Raw genomic sequence first — 15511 nt, 5'->3', positions numbered from 1 at the left:
CAGGTGGCAAGCATGATAGCAAAAATCGTCCCAGATATATAATGCTATGCGGTACATGACTTTAACTGACGAAAAAAACGCTTGATCACAAAATTGCTACTGCAAGCTTGATCATTTTCTGTAATACTTGCAAAGTCTTATATTCCTAAATGAATAATTCTTAAGGTTGAATTACATGTTTGTTCGCTCATTACTCGCTATGAGTTTAAGTTGTATTCTTGCTAATGTTGCTTTTGCTGCGCCAACAACTGAGCAAGCATTAAATCCCCAAAAGATTTCTGCAGTCCAAGATCCGATTGATCCTTTGGCAATTGATTATGCAGCGCCAAGTAGTAGTGCTGCTGTGTCTGCTGCATCTGAACCTCAGCTTAGCCGAAACCCAGCAGCAGATGTTGCTCAAAAAATAGAAAATACACCAGAAACTGCAGTAACAGCAGCTCCAACTCGTGAAGCGACATTGGATGCAGCAACAACTGTATCAAAAACGCCATCACAAGCTCCAGAAGTTCCTGCCTCTTGGACTATGGATGCCATTAACTCTGCTGAATGGTATGAAGATATGCCACGACGCCAATTGCCTGCTTATGCACGTGCACATGTGATGTTAAACAATGCACATGCTTCACCAGGTGCAATTGACGGCGCAAATGGTCAAAACACATTAAAAGCAATTGCGTCATTTCAACAAATGAACGGTTTAACACCAACGGGTCAACTCACCAAAGAAACGTGGGATGCATTGGTTGCCAAACAAACTAAACCTGCATATGTTGAATACACCATTACAGAAGCGGACTTAAAAGGCCCTTATGTTGACTCAATTCCTTCAGATTATGCTCACCAAGCGAAAATGAAAGGGTTGCATTACACTCGCGTAACAGAAATGTTAGGTGAAAAGTTTCACATGGATGAACGATTCCTTAGACAGCTAAACCCTAAAGCAAACTTTAATAAAGTGGGCGAAAAAATCGTTGTTGCAAATGTGCGCAATGATTTACCTGAAGATATCCATTTGATTGTGGCACATAAAGGTGCAAAACAACTTTATCTATTCAACAGCCGTAACCAAATGATTGCGTCATTTCCTGCAACAATTGGCAGTACAAGTACGCCTTCTCCGACGGGTACTTACAAAGTAACAGGTGTTGCGAAAAACCCTTGGTACAGCTATTCGCCATCGAACTTTGTACAAGGAAAAAATCTTAAGCCATTATCACTTCCACCGGGTCCGAATGGTCCTGTAGGTAATATCTGGATTGGTTTAAGCAAAAAATCATTTGGTATTCACGGCACACCAAACCCATCACTTATTTCCAAGACTGCATCACACGGTTGTATCCGTTTGACCAACTGGGATGCCAATGATTTGGGTAATAAAGTACGTTCTGGTGTAACGGTAAGATTCTTAGAGTAATTCAAGTCGTTTGAATAAAATAAAACCGAATATCATTCATTTGATCTTCGGTTTTTTTAATTGTTAAGATTTTTCTTCGATATTTGGTAATGGTTGATAATAAATCTGATTGCGCCCTAATTGTTTGGCGCGATACAACGCTTTATCAGCAGTATGGATTAACACTTCTTGGCTAATTTTTGGATTTCCATTAAATACCGTGATCCCTAAACTGATGGTGACATGATTTGAAACTAAAGACTTTTCATGCGGAATCATCTGTCGCTCGATGGCACGATATATATTCGTCGCAACTGCATAAGCACCTTGCGCAGACGTTTGCGGTAAAAGCACTACGAACTCCTCTCCTCCATAACGTGCAACAAAGTCCATATGTCTAATTGAACCTTTTATGGTTCTAGCGATTTCAGAAATCACTTGATCACCCATCTGATGACCGTAAAAATCATTATAATTTTTAAAATAATCAATATCGATAAACAATACAGATAAAGATGTCTGCTCTTGACACGCTAAGTCATAATAATAAGAACACATCTCTTCAAAAGTACGTCGATTTGAAACATTGGTAAGTTCATCATGCTGACTCAGATGCAATAACTCAGATGCTTGTAAACGTAGAATTTTCTCATCTATTTCTGAGATTTTAGACTTTAAAAATATTCGTCGCTCTTTAGAGTTGAGCATTACACTAATCGAAAAACCAAGTAATATACTGCCGATCAAGGTTCGCCCGATCATGAGGAAATCACAAGGAATTTTAAAAAAATACAGAAATAGTAAAATCATGATGGCAGCAAGCGTACCGATTACCAACATATGTAGTGGTTTAATACCACTTAGAATAAAACCCAACATATATAAGAAAGCAATCAGGACCATTGCTTGATTTTGAAGAACAACATTTGAAACGCTCATCATCAGTAATGAGGTCAGAAAAATTGTGTAAAAAACAATGGTGCAGGATGCTGGGTAAAATAACGCATTCAATTTTCTAAAGCGTGCAAACACCCAAAATAGAAACAGTGATATGCCAACCACGATTAAACTCAAAATGCTATAGATGAAATCTGAGACAAAATCTGCACTTTCACGAATCACGATAAAGTTAGAAGGCAAAATCAACAACACAAAAATCGCATAGGTGATCACACCTTGACCAAAAAATTGGATCGCATTTACGCGTGTTCGGTCAATATTAAACCGCCAAAACTCATTTTCTAATTTATCGGGTAAAGCTTGATGGGTTTTTTTTGACTTAAAATGCTGGACAACGAGCTGCTCCAGTGCTTCTTTAGACCTCCTTAACCGCTCAAGATCATATTGATTTTCCATCCTTTTTACTCTTCTTATAATACGGTATTTTTGTGCTGGATAAAAATAACACAAATCCACATCTCGTCGTGCACTTTAGTTAGCCACTTATCCGTAATTGTAGTTACCATTTTCACACTTTATGCATTATTATTTGTATTATTTTTAAGTTTGAAGTACACCTTGAATACTCTTACACTTTTACAACCAGATGATTGGCACGCACACCTACGTGATGGTTTAGCTTTAAAACGCACAGTACCAGATTTAGCAAAACAATTTGCCCGCGCGATTTGTATGCCAAATCTTGTTCCACCAGTCAAAACTGTAGAAGAAGCTTTAGCGTATCGCGAGCGTATTCTTGCCCATGTTCCAGAAGGGCTTAATTTTGACCCTCGTATGGTGCTTTATTTTACCGATTACACTTCACCTGATGAAGTTCGTAAAATCAAAGAATCAGAACATGTAAATGCCATCAAACTTTACCCTGCTGGCGCAACAACAAACTCTGATAACGGTGTAAGTGATATTCGTAAAGTATATGCAGTGATTGAGCAACTTGAAGAACATCAAGTACCTCTATTACTTCATGGCGAAGTCACGCATAATCATGTTGATATTTTTGACCGTGAAAAAAGATTTCTAGACGAGGTGCTTTCACCTTTACTGAGACAATTCCCAAAATTAAAAGTGGTGTTAGAACATATTACCACCAGTGATGCAGCGAATTTTGTCGTTGAACAAGATCGTAATGTTGCCGCCACGATTACACCTCAACATTTATTATTTAATCGTAATGATATGTTGGTAGGTGGTGTTAAACCGCATTTCTATTGCTTGCCGATTTTAAAACGTCAAACACATCAAACGACTTTGTTAGAAGTTGCCACTAGTGGTAGCCCTAAATTTTTCTTAGGTACGGACAGCGCACCGCATGCCCAAGATGCCAAAGAAAATGCATGTGGCTGTGCAGGTTGTTATAGTGCGCCATCAGCAATTGAACTATATGCACAAGCATTTGATCAAGTCGGAAAATTAGAGCGTCTTGAGGGCTTTGCCAGCCATTTTGGGGCTGATTTTTATGGATTACCACGTAATACCACGACGATCACCTTAGTCAAAGAAGAACACACCGTTCCTGAGTCGCTTGATTATCTTGCTGACCAGAAAATCATTCCACTTCATGCAGGTAAAACACTGCAATGGAGAAAAGTGTGACACAAGAAAATAAAGCTCCCGTCATAGGGCAACGCTTTCGCGGTTTCTTGCCTGTTGTTGTTGATGTTGAGACAGCAGGTTTTAACTGTCAGACCGATGCGCTACTTGAGATTGCATGCATTCCGATTGTCTATGATGAACAAGGGCAGTTTGTACCCGGCCCATCTTTTCAAGCGCATATTAATCCTTTTGAAGGTGCTAATCTTGATCGCCGTTCATTAGATTTCATTGGTATTGACCCTTTCAACCCAATGCGTGTAGCGATGGCTGAAGATGAGCGTAGTGCTTTACGTCGTATTTTCAAATCACTCACTGAAGTACGTAAAGCACAACATTGTACGCATGCCGTATTGGTTGGTCACAATGCGCACTTTGATTTGGGTTTCTTGCAAGCTGCTATTGCACGTACTGGCACTAAAAATCAGAATCCGTTTCATAGCTTCTCAGTATTTGATACCGTTACGCTCAGCGCTGTGATGTTTGGTCAAACCGTCCTCGCAAGAGCATGTATTCAGGCTGGAATCGAGTTTGATGGTAAAGAAGCGCACTCTGCTTTATACGATACACAGAAGACTGCTGAACTGTTTTGCTATATTTTGAACAAACTGTCTCCTCATCTTCTTGACAGTTTGGTGACAGAACCCTAATATACACCCACCTCAAGAAGTCCCTATCGTCTAGAGGCCTAGGACATCGCCCTTTCACGGCGGTAACCGGGGTTCGAATCCCCGTAGGGACGCCAAATTCAAAAAAGCCACTGCATCTTTTAAGTCAGTGGCTTTTTTATTGCTTACAGATTAAATTCCTTTTTTTTCGGTTGACTCTGTTTCAATTACAAATGCATCAGAGACAAAATCAGTTTTAGCTAATGTAATAGGCGTAGCTATCGATACACTGCTCAAACCGACCCCAAAATCCTTTTTTACTTGATCAAGATCAGGTGTTCTTTGATAACGAATAAGCCGATAACCAGCTTCAGCAATCAAAGCATCTCGTTCAGCATCTTTTGCTTCTTTCCCTTTATGCGATGAGTCATCAAGCTCTACGATTGCCACAACATTAAACTTTTTATCTAATACAACAAAATCAGCGACCTTACGGTTAAATAAGTTTCGTGTTGCATATCCTTTAGCAGTCATAAATGCGCTGAACGCGACCTGAGCAAGAACAATGTGTTCTGGTAATGCCTCTTTAAGTCTCAAAAATGTTGGTTGTTCATTCATGGAGATGATCCGTCGACCTTTTATAGGATTACGTTCTCCTTTTTTATTCCCTTTATTTACATTTGCGAAAACAAATACAAAAATTGCGCATACAATTATCAGAATAATGATCCAAATCATAAATATCCCCCTTAAAAAGGGATATTCTAAATGAAGATCAAATTATTTATACATCAAAATTAAAAAGGACTCCGAAGAGCCCTTAAAAATATTATGCTGATTTTCGAGAGTTTACCCGCCCTTTCACCACCGCTTTGATATTTCCTTTTGCATAATTCAAAAATACCAACAATGGTGATAATTTAGGATTTGGTTTTTTACCTTGTCCAATCGCTTTGAACTGTGCCGCATACCAAATAATTTCCATGATTGCCATTTTATCGACAAAAGGAATACCTGTTTTGATTTGGTTTACCGCATAACGGACATCATACCCCGCAATCAAACGATCGGTTAAATCTGTTTCAACAGCCAATGGACGAGCAATACCAATAAAATCACATGCGCCACTTTCAAGCGCAGCATTCATACCTGCAACTGTACGGAAGCCACCTGTCACCATTAATTTACAAGAAACATGCTGACGGATTTTTTCAGAGAAATCTAAGAAATATGCTTCACGCGCTATCGTACTTGCCTTACGAGAACTCGCTTTAGCACCTGCCATTGCAGGCGCTTCATAAGTACCACCAGAGATTTCAATAATATCAATACCAGCAGCATCTATAGCCTTAAATACCGTAATCACATCTTCTTCAGTAATCCCACCACGTTGGAAGTCCGCAGAGTTGAGCTTTACAGAAATGATAAAGTTATCAGAGGTTGCTGCACGGACAGCCTTATATGCTTCAACCAAGAAACGCATACGATTTTCAACCGAACCACCCCACTCATCGGTACGTTGGTTGGTCAGTGGTGATAAAAACTGGCTAATGAGATAACCATGTGCACCATGTAACTGCACGCCTTCAAAGCCCGCTTTCTCGCAAATCGCAGCAGCTGTGGCAAAGCGCTGAATAATATCTAAAATTTCTTCATGCTTGAGTTCACGTGGTGTACCAAACATGGTGGCGAGCATTGGGCTAAATGGAACAGCAGAAGGCGCAACTGTTTCTTTATTCAAACCTTTAGGGCACTGACGACCTGGGTGAGACAATTGAATCAACTGCACCATTCCGTATTTTTTACCAACCGCAGCCCATTGTTGTAATCTTGCCAAATCACGTTCAGTTTCAATTGCAACGACACCTGGCTCATTCTTAGCGCCAATGTTAACCATTACATTTCCCGTAATGGCACAGCCTAAACCACCTTTCGCCCATGCGTCATATAAGCCAATATGTAAATCATTAGGTTGCCCTTCATAATTGGCCAAAGCTTCACTCATCGCACCCTTAATGATGCGGTTTTTAAAAGTGGTATTACGAATCGTGATACTGTCTGCAATCTGACTCATGGTCATCCTCTGATATAAAAATTAGAGCAATTACTCTAATTTAATCTATTTTTTATGCTGTCAAGCAATCTTCCTACAAATTGACAATATCATATGTCAATTTAATTGCAATACTAGTACTGACTCGCAGCAATCAACTGACGGGTATATTCAGTTTGAGGTTGTGAAAAAAGTAACTCAGTAGATTGATATTCCATAACTTTTGCATGACGCAATACCATCACTTTTTGACACAATGCTTTGACGACTTGCAAGTCATGACTAATAAAAATATAGCTGATCTGCTCCTGCTGTTGTAATCGTCTAAGCAATTTCACGATTGCACGTTGTGTGGTGCGATCTAAGGCTGAAGTTGGTTCATCCAAAATCATAAGTTTAGGTTGTAAAACCAATGCGCGGGCCAATGCGACACGTTGCCGTTGTCCTCCTGACAATTCGTGTGGATAACGATTTTTAAAATCAATGGGCAGTTCAACTTTCTCAAGCGTTTGTTCAATCTGTTGCTCTACAACCGCTTGATTCAGCTCTTTGAGCGCCAATCCCTCACCAACGATCTGTCCAATCGTCATTCGAGGATTTAAGCTACTAAATGGATCTTGAAACACAATCTGAAAATCGGTTCGTAAAGGGCGTAATCTTTTTTCATTGAGTTGATTTAAATCTTTTCCTAAGAAAACGATCCTGCCGTCACTGTCTATCAAACGTGTAATTGCCAATGCTAAGGTCGATTTACCCGAACCACTTTCCCCCACGATACCTAAAGACTCACCCTGTGCCAGCGCCAAATCCAGTGGTTCAACCGCAATAAAATAATCTTTAATTCGGTTTAATAAGCCTTGTTTAATCGGGAACTTAACTGCGAGTTGCTTTAATTCCAGAATAATTTGCTGCTCAGTAGAAGGTAGTGCCTCACCAAAGTCATGATCAAGCAAATGCTGCGTATACGCCGCTTCTGGTCGAGCAAAAATTGTAGTGACTGCTCCCTGCTCCTCAACCCGCCCTTTATTCATTACAACCACATCATCCGTATAGCGCTTGACCAGATTCAAATCATGACTGATCAAAATCATCGCCATATTGCGTTGCTGCTGTAGCTGTTTAAGCAAATTCAAAATTTGTGTTTGTAGGGTAACGTCTAAAGCAGTTGTCGGTTCATCTGCTATTAAAATATCGGGCTCTAGCGCCAAAGCCATCGCAATCATCACCCGTTGACGTTGTCCACCTGACAACTCATGTGGATAGCGTCTTAATTTCTGTTCAGGCTCAGCTATTCCAACGTCATTTAATAGAGCAATGACTTTTTCTCTTACTTTAGTTTGCGACCATCCTTGCAATAACAAACTTTCTCCAATGATTTTTTCTACCCGATGCAAAGGGTTCAAAGCGGTCATCGGTTCTTGGAAAATCATGGCAATTTTCTGTCCGCGAATTTGTCGTAAAGCTAGCGTATCTAAAGCCAATAGATTTTGATCACTGAACCATGCTTGCCCTTGTGTTTTTAAATGGCTTGGCAATAAACCTAATAAAGCTAAGCTACTCACTGATTTGCCTGAACCACTCTCCCCTACAATAGCTAAAGTTGCTCCAGCTTTTAGACTAAACGTGAGTTGGTCAACCAAGACCTGTCCTGCTGCGGTGGAAACAGAAAGCTGTTGAACATTTAAAAGATCATGATCGATAGGTTTATTGTCTTGGATCGAATGCATCACGTGTTGCCTCCCCAATATAAATTAATAATGACAACACAATTGCAAGCGTAAAAAAGCCAGACAATGCCAACCAAGGGGCATTCAGGTTATTTTTACCCTGTAAGAGTAATTCACCCAACGAAGCAGCGTCTGGAGGTAAACCATAACCTAAAAAATCTAAAGCAGTTAATGCCGTAATATTCGCAGTCAACATAAATGGGAGTTGCGATAAACTCGAACTCATGGCATTGGGTAAAATATGTCGAAAAATAATGGTCCGATCCGTGACGCCAAGTGCTCTTGCTGCACGAACATAATCAAAGTTTCGTGCTCGGAGAAATTCGGCGCGTACCAACCCGACTAAAGCCGTCCAGCCAAATAACAACATAATCAAAAAAAGCCAATATACATTGGGGGTAAACATACTGACGAGGATCATCACCATAAATAACATTGGCAAACCACCCCAAACCTCAAGAATACGTTGCCCAAGTAAGTCAATCCAGCCGCCATAATAACCCTGAACCGCACCCACAATAATTCCTAGAATCGCTGCACAAATAGTTAAAGCAAAACCAAATAGTAAAGACACCCGTAGACCGTAGAGTACTCGCGCCAATACATCCCGTCCTTGATCATCCGTCCCCAACCAGTTTTGTGCAGTCGGCTTAGAGGGTACAGGTACAGTTAAATCAAGGTTTGGTGTCTGAAATGAAAAAGGAACGATGGGCGAAAGCATCCAGCCATGAGACGAAATTAACTCACGTACCACAGGATCTTGATAATCTGTTGCTGTTTCAAAAACACCACCATACGTGGTTTCTGGATAATCTTTAAAGACAGGAAAATAAAAACTGTCTTGATACTTCACGATTAAAGGCTTGTCATTGGCGATAAACTCAGCCGCCAATGACAAAATAAAAATAATCATAAAAAGAACAAAACAGCGAAAACCAAGTTTATTTTTCTTAAAACGATCTAATCGTGCTTGCATTACAGGTGACATTATTTCACTCCTCGCGCATCAAAGTTAATACGAGGATCAATCACCTGATACAGTACATCACTGACTAAACGTAGAATCAGTCCAAGTAAAGTGAATAAGAACAATGTACCAAAAATCACAGGATAATCACGCTGAACAATTGCTTCAAAGCCGAGCAGCCCAAGTCCATCAAGATTAAAAATAATCTCAATAAATAAATTACCAACGAAAAAGATTCCAACCAATGCTTCAGGCAATCCAGCAATCACAATCAACATGGCGTTACGAAAGACATGACCATACAACACGCGATTTTCAGTCAGTCCTTTAGAACGTGCCGCAAGTACATATTGTTTGTTTAATTCTTCCATGAAGGAGTATTTAGTCAGGTAGGTTAAACCAGCAAAACCACCCAGCACGATACTCAACAATGGCAAACTCATATGCCAAAAATAATCTTTAATTTTGTCGAGCATACTGAGTTGGGAAAAATTCTCTGATACCAAACCTTGTAGTGGGAACCATTGGAAATAGCTGCCACCTGCAAAAAATACGATCAATAACACGGCAAAGACAAAAGAAGGAACAGCGTAGCCTACTGCCAATAATAACGATGTAGATTTATCAAAAATCAAGCCATGCTGTTTGGCCTTACGTATTCCCAATGGAATAGATACCAAATAAATTAACAGCGTACTCCATAAACCCAGCGAAATAGTGACTGGCATTTTTTCATAAAGTAATTGGGTAACAGGTTTATCTTTAAAAAAACTGGTACCAAAATCAAATGTTAAATATCCTTTGAGCATAAGCCAAAAACGCTCTGGTGCTGATTTGTCAAAGCCATACTGCGCCTTGATTTGCTCCACCATGTCCGCACTCAGCCCTCTAGCGCCCTGATATTGAGTCTGGGAACTTTGTTGTGCTGTTTCTCCTCCAGACACCCCTACACCTTGGAAATTTTGCGCTTGCTGAATCGCTTGCTCAACTGGTCCGCCCGGCGCAATTTGAATCACTGCAAAATTAATCAACAAAATAAAAAACAGAGTTGGAATAATCAGGAGTAGCCGTTTTAATATATATGTTCCCATCAATCTTATCCCTATTATTGTCCAGACTGATTATTTTTTCCGCAAATATTGACTTACTTTCTTTGCTCTTCAGCATCTACCCACCAATAATCAACACCAATCGATAGTTTTGGTTTTTGCTTTGGTTGTTGGTACATATCCCAATAAGCCAACCATGTTTCGGGCTTTCCATACGTTGGAATATGATAGTAGCCTGCGCGCAATAACCGATCTAATACCCGTGTATACAGTACCACTTGTTCACGACTCTCAGCAGCAATAATTTTTTGGATCACTTGATCGATGGCTGGGTTTTTAATACCCGCGAAATTATAGTTTCCTTCTTCATCAGCGGCCTTAGTTCCCCAGAATTGTGCTTGCTCTTTACCAGGAGAAATCGATTGAGGTAGCCGCATGGTGGTCATATCAAAATCACTGCGTCGCATTCTCTCGATATACTGCGGCACATCTACATGCCGAATATTGACTGTAATGCCCAGACGCTTCAAATTACGAACAAAAGGCATTAATGTCCGTTGCAGACCATCTTGGTGAATTAAAAGTTCAATTTCAATCGGCTTACCCTGACGATCAAGTAAGCGACCATTTTTGACTATATAACCTGCATCTTGCAAGATTTGGCGAGCAGACAATAAATTTTGTCGATTGAAACCGCTGGCATCCGAAGCTGGAAATTTCCAATCCGCCAAGACACCTTTTTGCATCAATGGATTTAATTTAGATAAGTACGGATCGATTACTGACATTTCTGCTGCAGATGGTCGACCAACTGCAGCTAATTCACTGTTAGCAAAGTAACTTTGTAAACGTTGATATTGTCCATAAAACAGGGCTTTATTTTGCCACTCAAAATCATAGGCATAGCTCAGTGCTTTACGTAAATAAATATCATCGAATGGTTTTCGTCTGGTGTTAAATACAAAGCTCTGAAAATCTAAGGGCCTCGCTAAATTCACTTTATATTTTTTGACCAAGCCATCTCGAACTGCAGGAAATTTATATTCAGTAACCCAACGGCGTGAAATGTTTTCTTCCTGCAAGGTAAATTGCCCAGATTTAAATCCTTCAAAGGTCACATCCAAATTACGATAGTACACATATCTGAGCCGATCAAAGTTATAACGACCTCGATTGACAGGTAAATCCTTCGCCCAATAATTTGGATTACGTTTATAAGTGATACTTCGACCTGCATCAATCCGATCAATCAAATACGGCCCTGAACCTAAAATTGGCTGCATCGTCACACGGGTAAAATCTCTATTTTGCCATTCTTGCTTGGAATAGATCGGTAAGCTTGCGACGATTAATGGCATTTCGGCATTATCATCAGATTTAAAAGTAAATTTGACTTGGTATTTTGACAACACCTCAGTCTTTTCTAAATCTGATAGATACATTTTCAAGCCAGGGTTGGCTTTTTGTTGATAGGTATCAAAGGTAAACTTGACATCCACAGCGGTCAATTCATCGCCATTACTAAACCGCGCTTTGGGATTCAGATAAAAAACAACAAATTTAGGCTTATGTGGATCATAAGTCGCTTTTTCTGCAAGCAACGGATACATGACATTTGGTTCATCTAACGAAGAATCCATCAAGGTATCAAATAAATAGTTCACACCATCGGTTGAGCTGCCTTTGCCATTCATGCTGTTTAAGTTGTCAAATGTTCCATTGCTGGATTGACTAAGCACGCCGCCTTTTGGTGCTTGTGCATTTGCATAAGGCATAACCTGTAAATGCGAGTATTGAGGACTCGCATGTACAGCCAAGAAAGGTGTGGTTTGTTGAGCAGCCAAACTGAATTGACTACTCAATCCCAAACCAAATAAAAGGATGAGAGTTTGTGCTCTTCCATGAGACCAATTCATATATATCCTTATAAATTTGGTACTTTAATAACATCACCAATACGGAGTTGAGTGTTTGGTGTCAAATCATTCATTTCCGCGAGAGCATTAGTTTGCATACCATATCGACTGGCTAAACCAATCAAAGTATCTCCTCGTTTAACCTTATATTCAGTCACGGTTTTAGGAATCAAAATGGTTTGACCACGTTGTAAACCTGCATTGGCACGTAATTGATTTAAATCAGCAAGTTCACGACCAGACAGACCTAATCGGCTTGCAATACTATTTAACGACTCACCTGCTTTAACGGTGTATTGTTCTGTATTTGCAGTATTTCGGTTTGCTGGTGCGTTACTTGCTCTGCTAACTTCTGGTTGAGCTGGTGTTTCTGCCTTAGCCACTTCGCCAGTTAATTTTAAACGTTGACCGATACGCACACCCGAAGTTGGTTGCAAGCCATTCAAGTCCGCCAGATAGCTCACTTGCAAGTTGTATCGACCTGCAATCGCATTCAAACTATCGCCAGACTGAACCACATACTGATCAGGTGTCGTTGAACCAGCTGGAATTTTTAAACTTTGACCCAAACGCACACCGCTATTTGACTTCAAATTATTCAGCTCAGCTAATTCACTCAATGTCATTTTTGACTTAGCAGCAATACTGGATAATGTATCGCCACGTTGCACGGTATAATTTTCAGTCTTATAGCTGGTTGATGCAGTTACATTTTCATATTTAACGGTATTTTTAGGCTCAGCAACTTCTTGCAAAGGGACATTGATTTTTTGCCCGACCAACAAACTACTACTTGCAGTTAGACCAGAGGTTAGATCAGCAAGTTCTTGATTGGATAATGCATAACGATCAGCAATCAATTTTAAATATTCGCCACGTTTAACCGTATAAGATGTGGTGGCAACTTTTTGTGTGGCGGCAACTTTTGTTTCAGTCGCGCGGGCTGTTTGTTGCGGAGCACGCGTATTATTTTTTGGTTCTTTGAGCGTCAATCGTTGACCAACAAACAAACCATCTGTCACCGACAAATTATTGTAATCAGCCAATTGCTTAAGCGTTAAATCAAAACGAGCCGCTAAGGTGGTTAGGCTATCACCCGATTGTACAACATAGCTCTCAGGTTTAGCTTCAGTTGCTTTTACAGCTTCGGCTTGAGGCTTCGCATCATATAAATATAAACTTGTACCTACAAATAAAGTCCCTGCTGGATCAACTTGGTTCCATTTGGCAATATCACGCCAATTCACACCATTTTTTTGGGCAATCACAGCTAAAGTATCACCCGGCATAACCACATAGGTACTACGCTTGCCTTTTGGTGCAACCACGACAACATCATTGTCAGTGCTGATATAAGGCTTACCCTGATTACGTTTGGCATCATCACTATTGGCAGTCGCTTTGTCTTCAACCAAGTTCTTCGGATAAGCAAAACCTTTACTGACTTCTTGGCCTTTTTCGTCGGAGACCGATTGGCTAGTCTGAATCGCAGTTAACTTAATCTTGCCATCAAATGGATCTACGATTTCAGTGCCTTTGGGTGCAATCGCTTTGATCTCAGCAACAACCTGATCCTTTTCAGCTTGTGTAGCTTGAGGTTCTAATACCTGTGTAGCAGACTTCGGCTCACCTTCGATTTTCATCGCTGCAACAATTTGCTCACGCTCTTGATTTGAAATTGGCGGCTCTATATTTACAGGCTTTACATTTGCCGCTGGAGTGATGGCAACAGGAATACGTGGCGCACTTGGCACATTCGCTGATGCAGCAAAAGATGCTAAAGCATCTGATCCACGTGGGGTATTTACCTTAACATTGGTCGTGGTTGGAGCTGACGTTGGTTTCGAGGTATTACTGGTGGTCAACGGCGCTGTTGTCTTCGGTGTTGGGCTATTTGTCTGTGCCGGAGTGGTTGTAGTTCGAATTGTGGTCGAAGCCCCTGATGAATTGTTCATCACAGGCGGTGGTGTTTTACTTGCCCAAAAACCACCTGAACCAGCTTTATTAGAACGCAATCTTGCATCAATTGAAGGGCTTAGATCCGCTGGAATTAAGATTCGCAATGGACTCATCGGATCCATCGTCTCACCACGATGTGCAGGGTTTAAGGCATATAACTCTGAACGACTTAGCCCAGTAATGGATGATATCTCATTCAATGATAAAGGTGCAGCTAATTTAACTTCACGAAAGTGAGGTCGATTGGCAATCGGTGGTAACGCGACTCCGAAAGCATTTGGATTTTTAATAATTTGTGCGACTGCCAAGAAACGAGGTACATAATTCATGGTTTCTTGTGGAAGTTTTAAAGACCAGTAATCCGTTGGCAAACCTGCGGCTTTATTACGGTTAATCGCTTGTTGAATACGTCCTGGCCCAGCATTATAAGCGGCTAAAGCCAATTCCCATGAACCAAACTGATTATATAAACTTCCTAAAAACTCATAGGCAGCACGTGTAGATTCCACAACATCGCGGCGACCATCATATAGGCTGGTTTGTTGTAAACCATAGATACGTCCCGTACTTGGAATAAACTGCCACAAGCCTGCTGCCGCAGCACTACTGGTTGCTGCTGGATCATAGGAGCTTTCAATCACAGGCAATAATGCGAGTTCAGTTGGCATGCCACGACGTTCTGCTTCTTTCACAGTGTGATATAAATATCGGCTGGCACGTGCGCTTAGACGATCTAGATAAGGCTGACGAGAAATAAACCAACCACGTTGTGCTTCAATTCGAGAGTCCCGACGGTTCAAATCCATCTTGAAACCTACGGTCATTCGTTTCCACACATCACCGTGTTTCAACACCAGTAGACGATCACCTTCTACTGCTCGCATGTCCGTCGCAGAAAGTAAATCTTCAAGTGAATCTAAACTACTTGCGTCTAAATAACCCGAGCCAAGTTGCTTAGAAGATGAAGCCTTATTTGATTGAGGTGTTGAGGAACATCCCGTTGTAATTCCCAACGCAGCCAGAGCAGAAGTAAGTACAGTAATTTTGAATAATGATGTTGCAGATGTTTGCCACACCAATGTGTTCGATTTATACATAAAATCTTCCAGTCCACTTACGCTAGTTTATTACTTTGAATTGCCATTGTAGTAAAGCATGTCACTTAGACAAGGCAATAATTTAACGTGATTTGCATGGAAATGTTACAAGAAATTAAAAAAGATGAGTTTTGTAACGCTCTCAAGCAAAATTTGGCTTTACAATGCAAGTTCTCATATGGGAATGCTAAT

Annotated in this window: 11 protein-coding genes and 1 tRNA gene; 4 read left to right on the top strand and 8 right to left on the bottom strand. The window is 40.5% G+C overall.

What is annotated here, in order from left to right; all coding sequences use genetic code 11:
- Positions 1-175: 175 nt before the first annotated feature.
- Positions 176-1414 carry a L,D-transpeptidase family protein gene (locus EAH57_RS08020; protein WP_121929601.1) on the top strand — a complete coding sequence of 413 codons (1239 nt, stop codon included), beginning with the start codon at positions 176-178 and terminating at the stop codon, positions 1412-1414.
- Positions 1415-1477: 63 nt separating this feature from the next.
- Here the strand turns inward: EAH57_RS08020 and EAH57_RS08015 are convergent, their stop codons facing one another.
- Positions 1478-2749 carry a GGDEF domain-containing protein gene (locus tag EAH57_RS08015; RefSeq protein ID WP_121929600.1) on the bottom strand — a complete coding sequence of 424 codons (1272 nt, stop codon included), beginning with the start codon at positions 2747-2749 and terminating at the stop codon, positions 1478-1480.
- A gap of 162 nt (positions 2750-2911) precedes the next feature.
- Here EAH57_RS08015 and pyrC point away from each other — a divergent pair, with 162 nt between their 5' ends.
- The 3 genes from pyrC (at position 2912) to EAH57_RS08000 (ending at position 4688) form a co-directional block, all read left to right on the top strand.
- Positions 2912-3946, top strand: coding sequence for a dihydroorotase (gene pyrC, locus EAH57_RS08010; protein WP_121929599.1), 1035 nt, complete (start codon positions 2912-2914; stop codon positions 3944-3946).
- Complete coding sequence (gene rnt, locus EAH57_RS08005; protein ID WP_004670511.1) at positions 3931-4593, top strand: ribonuclease T; 663 nt, start codon at positions 3931-3933, stop codon at positions 4591-4593. The genes pyrC and rnt overlap by 16 nt, the downstream gene beginning before the upstream one ends.
- Positions 4594-4612: 19 nt before the next feature.
- A tRNA-Glu gene (locus EAH57_RS08000) sits at positions 4613-4688 on the top strand.
- Between the two features lie 55 nt (positions 4689-4743).
- Here EAH57_RS08000 and EAH57_RS07995 read toward each other — a convergent pair.
- The 7 genes from EAH57_RS07995 to EAH57_RS07965 all read right to left on the bottom strand — a co-directional run bounded on the left by EAH57_RS07995 (position 4744) and on the right by EAH57_RS07965 (position 15319).
- Positions 4744-5289 (bottom strand): DUF2726 domain-containing protein, encoded by a 546-nt coding sequence (locus tag EAH57_RS07995; protein WP_121929598.1) that lies wholly within the window; start codon positions 5287-5289, stop codon positions 4744-4746.
- Between the two features lie 91 nt (positions 5290-5380).
- Positions 5381-6625: an NADH:flavin oxidoreductase/NADH oxidase family protein gene (locus EAH57_RS07990; RefSeq protein WP_121929699.1), complete on the bottom strand. Its 1245-nt coding sequence runs from the start codon at positions 6623-6625 to the stop codon at positions 5381-5383.
- A gap of 113 nt (positions 6626-6738) precedes the next feature.
- Positions 6739-8331, bottom strand: a complete 1593-nt coding sequence (locus EAH57_RS07985; protein ID WP_121929597.1) for an ABC transporter ATP-binding protein — start codon at positions 8329-8331, stop codon at positions 6739-6741.
- Positions 8309-9319, bottom strand: a complete 1011-nt coding sequence (locus tag EAH57_RS07980) for an ABC transporter permease (RefSeq protein WP_121929596.1) — start codon at positions 9317-9319, stop codon at positions 8309-8311. The genes EAH57_RS07985 and EAH57_RS07980 overlap by 23 nt, the downstream gene beginning before the upstream one ends.
- On the bottom strand, positions 9319-10389 hold the full coding sequence (locus tag EAH57_RS07975) for a microcin C ABC transporter permease YejB (RefSeq protein ID WP_121929595.1): 1071 nt from the start codon (positions 10387-10389) through the stop codon (positions 9319-9321). The genes EAH57_RS07980 and EAH57_RS07975 overlap by 1 nt, the downstream gene beginning before the upstream one ends.
- A 53-nt stretch (positions 10390-10442) precedes the next feature.
- Positions 10443-12263: an extracellular solute-binding protein gene (locus tag EAH57_RS07970; RefSeq protein WP_121929594.1), complete on the bottom strand. Its 1821-nt coding sequence runs from the start codon at positions 12261-12263 to the stop codon at positions 10443-10445.
- A gap of 8 nt (positions 12264-12271) precedes the next feature.
- Positions 12272-15319, bottom strand: coding sequence for a lytic transglycosylase (locus EAH57_RS07965; protein WP_121929593.1), 3048 nt, complete (start codon positions 15317-15319; stop codon positions 12272-12274).
- Positions 15320-15511 lie beyond the last annotated feature (192 nt).

Source organism: Acinetobacter sp. 2JN-4 (assembly GCF_003687745.1).
Classification (GTDB): domain Bacteria; phylum Pseudomonadota; class Gammaproteobacteria; order Pseudomonadales; family Moraxellaceae; genus Acinetobacter; species Acinetobacter halotolerans.
Note: the sequence above shows the minus strand (reverse complement) of the source record. Positions and strands in the feature narration are given on the sequence as shown.